The sequence below is a fragment of the Rhodopirellula sp. SH410 genome, assembly GCF_055811895.1.
Map to the genome: position 1 here is coordinate 5,940,491 of NZ_CM147949.1, position 7,010 is coordinate 5,947,500.

Here is a 7,010-nt window from a genome sequence, read left to right on the forward strand (position 1 = left end):
GCGTTATCTGGCATCGGACTGCACCCCGTGCTGAATCAACACCCGTTCGCCGGCGTCAACACCGCTGAGGACTTCTTGTCGGCCGGGCATTCCTAACTGGCCAATTTTGATCAGTCGACGTTCGATGCTGCCACCGGGTAGAACGACGTCCACGAAATCGAGTTGTCCGACGCTGATCACCGCGTCGGTGTTCAGGCACAGGTGACGCCGCTCACCGGCGGGAATCAACAGGCGACCGAACATGCCTTCGTAGAGATCCTCGGACTTGGGCAGAGACGCTTTGACTAAGAAGGATCGACTCGGAGCGTCCGCTTGGGGAACGATCTCATCGACCGTTGCGGTGTACTCGCGGTCGAGCGCATCGACCAGAACGCTCAATTGATCGCCAACTCGAAGCTTGACCGCTAACTGCTCCATCACGGGCGCCTCCAGTCGCAGCGAGGTGGCATCGTAGAGAGTGAGGATTGGCACACCGGGCCTGGCCATGTCTCCAGGTTCCGCACTGCGATCGACGATCCGTCCCTTCTTGGGTGCTTTGATGGTCGTATAGGAGAGCATGGTTTCGAGTTCCGAGACCGCCTGCATCGCGCGGGATTCCTCCGCCATCGTCACCTGCACGTCGCGTGATGCACTATCTAACTCTGAACGAGAGGCCGCATTTTGCTTGCTCAGCGTTTGAATTCTTTGGAATTGCTGTTCCGCTTGCTTGCCGTTAGCGACCGCAGCATCGAGTGACCGCTTCGTCTGGTCGAGGCGTGATTGGTATTCCTTGTCGTCGAGCCGAATCAATACCTGCCCTTCGCTCACCTCATCGCCCGCGGCAACGGTGATCTCGTTGATCGTTGCCATGATCTTGGACGACACGACTGTGCGACTGGAAGCTTTCAACGTTCCGATCGCTTCTTCGATGGTCGACTTTTCGATCTCATGAACCACATCCGTCGGCTCGCCGGCAAGCTGCCGCACGGTGCGCTCACTATGTCCGGGCGGTACCTTTTGCTCAAACATGCCGGACAGCCAACCGATGACCAGAACCAATCCAACAAGCCCCACGGCAACCATCAAGACTCGTAGCGAGCCGCGTGACCCGATCCTCAGTTTTTTAAAATTCATCGCCTCCCCTTCCGTTTTCGGTGGACTCAAAATCGACCGACCTAAGCACATTCGCATAAGTTCTGGGATAGAACCCCGAGATTCGCCGATTGGCATTGGCCCCGGTTACCGCGTGAAACGCGGAGCGTTTCGAGAACCAGGCTAGCGCCCATCGGCGAATTTCACACGAAAACTTCTGCACCGGTGCTGACGTCGGGTGTTCGTGCCGCGGGGCACCGTCGTCAATTCGCCAACGGGAGGTACGAGTACCCGTCCGATTGCAGATTGACAAGCGTCGTCAATGCCGACACGGCGGTGTCGACAACGATGGCAACGTCCTCTGGGTGAGCCCCCTTCGAGATCAATGATTGACCGCAGACATAGAGTTCGACGCCGGATTCGTGCAGTTTTTGCAACAAGGCTAGGTTCGGATTCCCTTTCGTCTGGAACTCAGCCGCATACGCGTCAGCGTTCAACACCGCGAGCGTTGCATCGCCGTGAAAGATGACCGCGATTTGAACGGTGGCTGGATCGGCACCCGCGCCGGCGTAAATATTCACGTACTTCGCGACGTTCTTCAAACCAGCGTTGATCTGTTTCGGATCACCACCAGCCGTCAAGTCAACTAGCAGCTTCGAACCCGGCCGAGGCTGCTGAGCCGCATCGGCGAGCTGCACGACCGAACCGTGTTCGAGGATGACGGGATGTGCGGCTGCGTGCGGTTTCTTCGCTTTGCTGCTGGGAACCGAGTGATTTTTCATCGCTTCGGCGAATCCATGTTCGACAAATCCAGTGATGACTTTGGCATGCGCTTGAATCAGCTTGGCAACGTACGGATCATCGGACGTTTCCGTCACCCGGACGCCGTTGTCGGTGTCCGTGTGAACCAACTTGATTTTGTCGGTGTGCTGAAACAGTTCCGCAAAGAGCGGATCCCGCATCCGAATCGGGTTGGTGTTCTCGACGCGATACTCCATCCACTCGACATGCTCTTTGATCTTCTCAGCGACCTCTGGGACGCTGGACTCGGTGAGTGTCTCGACGCCGTCGGGAAGTTCCTTGACGGTTCGCGTTATCTTGTCATGGTTTTGCAACAAGTAATGAAACACGTCGCGATCTTCATCGTGGCGATCATCGTGCCCATGCTGCCCTTGCCCGCCCGGTTGCCCCTGCGAGTGTTGTTGAGCTCCACGTCCCATGCCCCGTCCCATGCCGCGTCCCATGCCTTGGCCACCGCCGGGACCACGGCCACCGCCGGGGCCAGCCCCCTGTCCTTTCCCCTGTCCTTGTTGAGCAAAAATCGAGCTCGGCAGTGAAGTCACCAACAACAACACGAGCGTTGAAAGGAGTAAACGATTCATGGTTTCACTTTTTAACAGGAAAAACGGAGGGGGGTAGGTCGGCGGGTCGGATGTTCGCCCGAACGTGGACACCACCGTCTGGCGACGGTAGCGACTTTTGATTCGACGGGTTTCAATGTCTCGCTGTCGCCAAGCCTATTCGGCTTGGGATGCAGGCATGTACTTGGAGATGAATGCCGGTTCGCCCATTCGATTAAGCAGATCGAGTTGCAATTCGAGCCAGCTCATGTGGCCCTCTTCGTCCAATGCGATCCGTTCGAAGATTTTCTGCGATCCGATGTCTCGATCGTCGTGCGCCTGGAACGATGCCGAGGTGTAAAATTCGATCGCTTCTTTTTCATCCGCGAGATCAAGCTCAAACATCTGCTTGAGCGAAGTGGCACGGACGGGTTGCTTCTCCATGACGACGATAGGATCCGCTCCCAGGAACAAGCACCGGACCATGAACAATTCTGAATGGCCCAGCTCTTCCTGCATCTCTGCTCTCATTTGTGTCGCGAGAAGTTCCAAGCCCCAATCGTCGAGCACGCATGCATGGAGTTGGTATTGGTGCGCTGCGGTCAGTTCCATCGACAAGGCGCGTTGAAGGTTTGAGATGGTCGTGTTGTTAGACATGTTCTAATTCTCGGAGGTTGAGGTAGTGAAAATTGAAGTGGTTGAGTACCTGCGCATCAGTTCTTGGATAGCATCCAGAAATTAGCCGATGGGCGCGGACCCCGGTTACCGCGTGAAACGCGGAACGCGTCAACAACCGGGGCTAGCGCCCATCGGCTAATTCAATTCAAAAACTTCTGCACAAGTGGTTAGTTTAGCTTGTTGGCACGTGTGAAGTGTCAACGACGGAGTCTTGACCACGCAACGACAGTCGCTGAGGCGGCCGATAAAGGCCAGAGCGTCGTTTCCCTGGGGATCTCCTGTGATGTCCGACGATCGAACGGATTGCCGGGCGGCGTGTTGATTTCAGGGGCCGAGTCGCGTGAGCGGTCGGGTGCCTCGTGTTACCCGATGCCTCACGGCATTCGGCTCAATATTGCCCTTCAAATCCCGACTGAATCAACATCCTATTGGACAGGTTAGGGGAATCGTGTGGTTCGATCAGCCGTTGTGGCATCGGCCACGGTCCTCGTGTTCGACCGGGGCGAACGCCCAACCGGCGAATGCGGCTACGCGGAATAATTTCCCAAACCCGCTTAGGCTTGGGCGTTCATGGCAGGCTGAGCTTTCACGCTCGCCAATCCGTCGCCTTTCCATGCCGTGTATCCGCCGGTGAGGTTGATGATGTCCTTGAATCCCGCGGCTTGCAATACGCTGACGCCGATCGCAGACCTGGCACCGCTGCGGCACTGAACGACCAATTTCTTATCGTGTGGCAGCCCGTCCAAATGCATCGGTAGTCGACCCAAGAAGCGATGTTCGGCTTGCTCGATGTGACCCTCGTTCCATTCGTCGTTGGACCGCACATCGATCAGCTTCACACTGCCGGCTTCGATCGACGGTGCGAGGTCTGCCGGTGTTCCTGTTGCGTAGACTTCATCGGCCAAACCGGATCGTCGCACTTCGCTGGCATCGAATCCGCCCTTGATGTCCTCGACGCCGATATTGTGCAGCAACTGGGCCGCTTCCTCCAACTGTTCCGGTTGGCAGATCAGGTAGGTGGGGCGATCGTAATCCACCAACCATCCCGCCCACGCAGACAGCATTCCCAACGGAATGTTGATCGTTCCGGGGACGTGCCCCTTGGCAAACTCCGGTGACGGCGTCAGGTCGACCACGGTTCCCAACTTGAGAGCCTGAGGCAATTCGCCGGTGTCGAGCATCTGATGATGATGGTCGGCTCCCAGGATCGCGGGCCCCTCTTTATTGACCCGCTTCATGACCGCGAAATACTTCGGAGCCTCGGGCTGATCGGCCAGGATGTATTGGACGAACTTCTCTTCGTCAGTGAATTGCAGCGCCGGATTGAACAGCTTTTCGTAGCCCACGGTTGATGAGGGGATCGCTCCGAGCCCTTTGCCGCATGCGCTGCCGGCGCCGTGTGCGGGCCAGACCTGCAGGTAGTCGGGCAACAACTTAAAACGCTCGATCGAGTGGAACAGGTCGCGAGCACCCGGTTCGGCTGTGCCCATCAATCCAGCCGCTTCCTCGAGCAAGTCCGGCCGTCCGATCGAGCCGACGAAGACAAAGTCACCCGTGAAAATCCCCATGGGCTTGTCGGCGCCACCGCCTTGATCGGTCAGCACAAACGAAATGCTTTCGGGCGTGTGCCCCGGAGTGTGCATGACGTCAAACCGGATATTACCAATCATGAAGTGATCGCCGTCATGCAGCAATTCACTGTCGTAGCCATCGAGGTAGTGATACTTCCAGTCCGCCGTCCCCTCGTCCGATACGTATAGCTTCGCATTCACGCGATCGGCAAGCTCCCGTGCACCGGAGACGTAGTCGGCATGGATGTGAGTTTCAGCGACCGCGACCAACTTGACGCCCTCACGCTCGGCCATTTCGATGTACTGATCCACATCGCGGCCTGGGTCCACAACGATCGCAACATTAGCTCGCTGGCAACCGACCATGTACGAAGCGTGGGCGAGCTTTTGGTCGTAGAAATATTTGAGCAACATACTTTGTTTCCCCTATGGAAAATGGACTTGAGTTATAAAGCGACCGACTTGTAGATCACGAATATCGCGACGAACACGACCGCAATGGAAAACGTCTTCTGAAGAGTGGGCCCCTTCAATCGCTTGGCCACCACCCCGCCAAGCCACATGCCCGCAAACCCACCGATCATAAATTGAATCGTCACCTCCAGCGGAAGCGGCATGCCCGCAGCCAAGTGTGAGGCGACGCCGCTAACACTCACCAACACGATCACGAACAGCGAGGTACCAACGGCTTGATGAATCGCCATGCCGCTGAAGAGCACCAGAGCGGGAACGATCACGAAGCCGCCGCCCACACCGAACATGCCCGCCAGGACGCCTGTCATCAGGCCGACCAACACGAGCAGCCGAACGCATTTCGACGTCAACCGCAGCTTCCCGTCTGCATCTCGCTGGCAGGCGCTATGGTCACTGCCCGGTTCGCTCTCGCTCACGCAGACGCCGCTGGCAACCTTCGGATTGGTCGCCTTCGACCACATGCGAAAGGCCACCACTAACATCAAAAACGCAAACAAAACCAACAACACATGCTCAGGAATAAGCTTCGATAGGTAGGCTCCGAAAGGTGCTCCCACCATCCCCGCGACAGCAAACAACAGTCCCGTTCGCAGTTCCACTTCGCCCCGCACCATGCGTGGCACCGCACCGAACAATGCCGTCCCGCCGACCGACGCCAGCGAGATGCCAACGGCCTCACGCGGTGCGATCCCCAGTCCGTAGACCAGCAACGGCACGGCGAACACGCCGCCACCGCCACCGGTCAATCCCAGTGCAAAGCCAACGATCAAGCCGAAGAGGATCGCTATACCGAGCATGACCCGCTTTCCGAACACTTATTCCAAGGCATCTTGGACAGCATCATCCCCATCGCACAGGTGTCCGTGATGCCCGCGAAGGTGAGCCCCGCGCCGACGAACGCCGGAATACCGGCGAAGTAGACGTTGCCCGTGACCAACGCGGCCACCGAACCGACCAAGGCGATCGAGCCGGCCGCGATACGAACCTGGCGTTCCAGCGAAACGCCCTTCTTACCACGCACGACGGACAATCCCGCGTCGACCCAGGCGTTCGTTCCGCCCTCGACGTTGACCACATTCTCGATGCCCGCATCAAGAAACTTCTGGACCGCCTTGCTGGAGCGGTTTCCACTCTTGCAGATCACATACAAGGGCTCCTCTGCGCGACCGTTACGAGCCCCCGCGATCGCTTTCGGATCGAGGGCGTCGAGCGGATAGTTCTTCGCGCCCACGGCATGGACTTCGCGATATTCCGTTGGCATCCGCACGTCGATCAAGTCGACTTCGCCACCGCCCTGCTTACTCGCTAACTGCTTCACATCAATCGTTTGCATCTGAAAACCCCGCTTCGATTTGAATATTGTCTTAGAAACTGACACCTTCTGACCTCGCCATGCGGCGATATGTCAGGCTAAAAAAAGCAGTCCGCAGACCGCCCGTGATGGATCGCTATTCGGCTGTGCTGGGCAGGAATCGCCCTTCGATACAGGCCATCAGTTGCGCCAGGTGCAACTCAGCGACTTGGTAGTAAACCTTGCGTCCCTCCCGTTCGCTCGTCAGAAAACCACAGCGTTGCAACAGCCGCAGGTGATCCGAGCCGACATTGTCTTGGACACCGCAATCCGAAGCCAATTCACCGACCGTATACCGGCCATGCAGCAACAGCTGCACGATTCGCAGCCGCACAGGGTGCGCGAGGACCTTCAAGCACTCTGCGGCTTGGGCAAAGTCATCGACGGTACCGAGCGGCTTGGTAGGTTTTGCGGTCGTGGTTTTGGTCGTCATCGTTCGATTCTCCGAAGGCTGTTACATTCAATATATCGGCAGGTCGCGATATGTCAACAAGTCTTTTGTGATCCAAATGCGAATTTTCATGT

7 protein-coding genes are annotated in these 7,010 nt (G+C 57.4%); all 7 read right to left on the bottom strand.

Annotated features, from left to right (window positions below):
- Window positions 1-3: 3 nt before the first annotated feature.
- Window positions 4-1,113 (bottom strand): efflux RND transporter periplasmic adaptor subunit, encoded by a 1,110-nt coding sequence (locus SH410x_RS21915; protein WP_473670742.1) that lies wholly within the window; start codon window positions 1,111-1,113, stop codon window positions 4-6.
- A gap of 221 nt (window positions 1,114-1,334) precedes the next feature.
- Complete coding sequence (locus SH410x_RS21920; protein ID WP_473670743.1) at window positions 1,335-2,453, bottom strand: DsrE family protein; 1,119 nt, start codon at window positions 2,451-2,453, stop codon at window positions 1,335-1,337.
- Window positions 2,454-2,588: 135 nt separating this feature from the next.
- Entirely contained in the window at window positions 2,589-3,068 is a 480-nt protein-coding gene (locus tag SH410x_RS21925; RefSeq protein ID WP_473670744.1) for a bacterioferritin, read from the bottom strand.
- A gap of 575 nt (window positions 3,069-3,643) precedes the next feature.
- A complete protein-coding gene (locus SH410x_RS21930) occupies window positions 3,644-5,074 on the bottom strand; it encodes an MBL fold metallo-hydrolase (protein ID WP_473670745.1) in 1,431 nt (476 codons plus the stop codon).
- A gap of 32 nt (window positions 5,075-5,106) precedes the next feature.
- On the bottom strand, window positions 5,107-5,931 hold the full coding sequence (locus SH410x_RS21935) for a sulfite exporter TauE/SafE family protein (RefSeq protein WP_473670747.1): 825 nt from the start codon (window positions 5,929-5,931) through the stop codon (window positions 5,107-5,109).
- Window positions 5,919-6,467 (bottom strand): rhodanese-like domain-containing protein, encoded by a 549-nt coding sequence (locus tag SH410x_RS21940; RefSeq protein ID WP_473670749.1) that lies wholly within the window; start codon window positions 6,465-6,467, stop codon window positions 5,919-5,921. The genes SH410x_RS21935 and SH410x_RS21940 overlap by 13 nt, the downstream gene beginning before the upstream one ends.
- Window positions 6,468-6,582: 115 nt before the next feature.
- A complete protein-coding gene (locus SH410x_RS21945; protein ID WP_473670751.1) occupies window positions 6,583-6,918 on the bottom strand; it encodes an ArsR/SmtB family transcription factor in 336 nt (111 codons plus the stop codon).
- Window positions 6,919-7,010 lie beyond the last annotated feature (92 nt).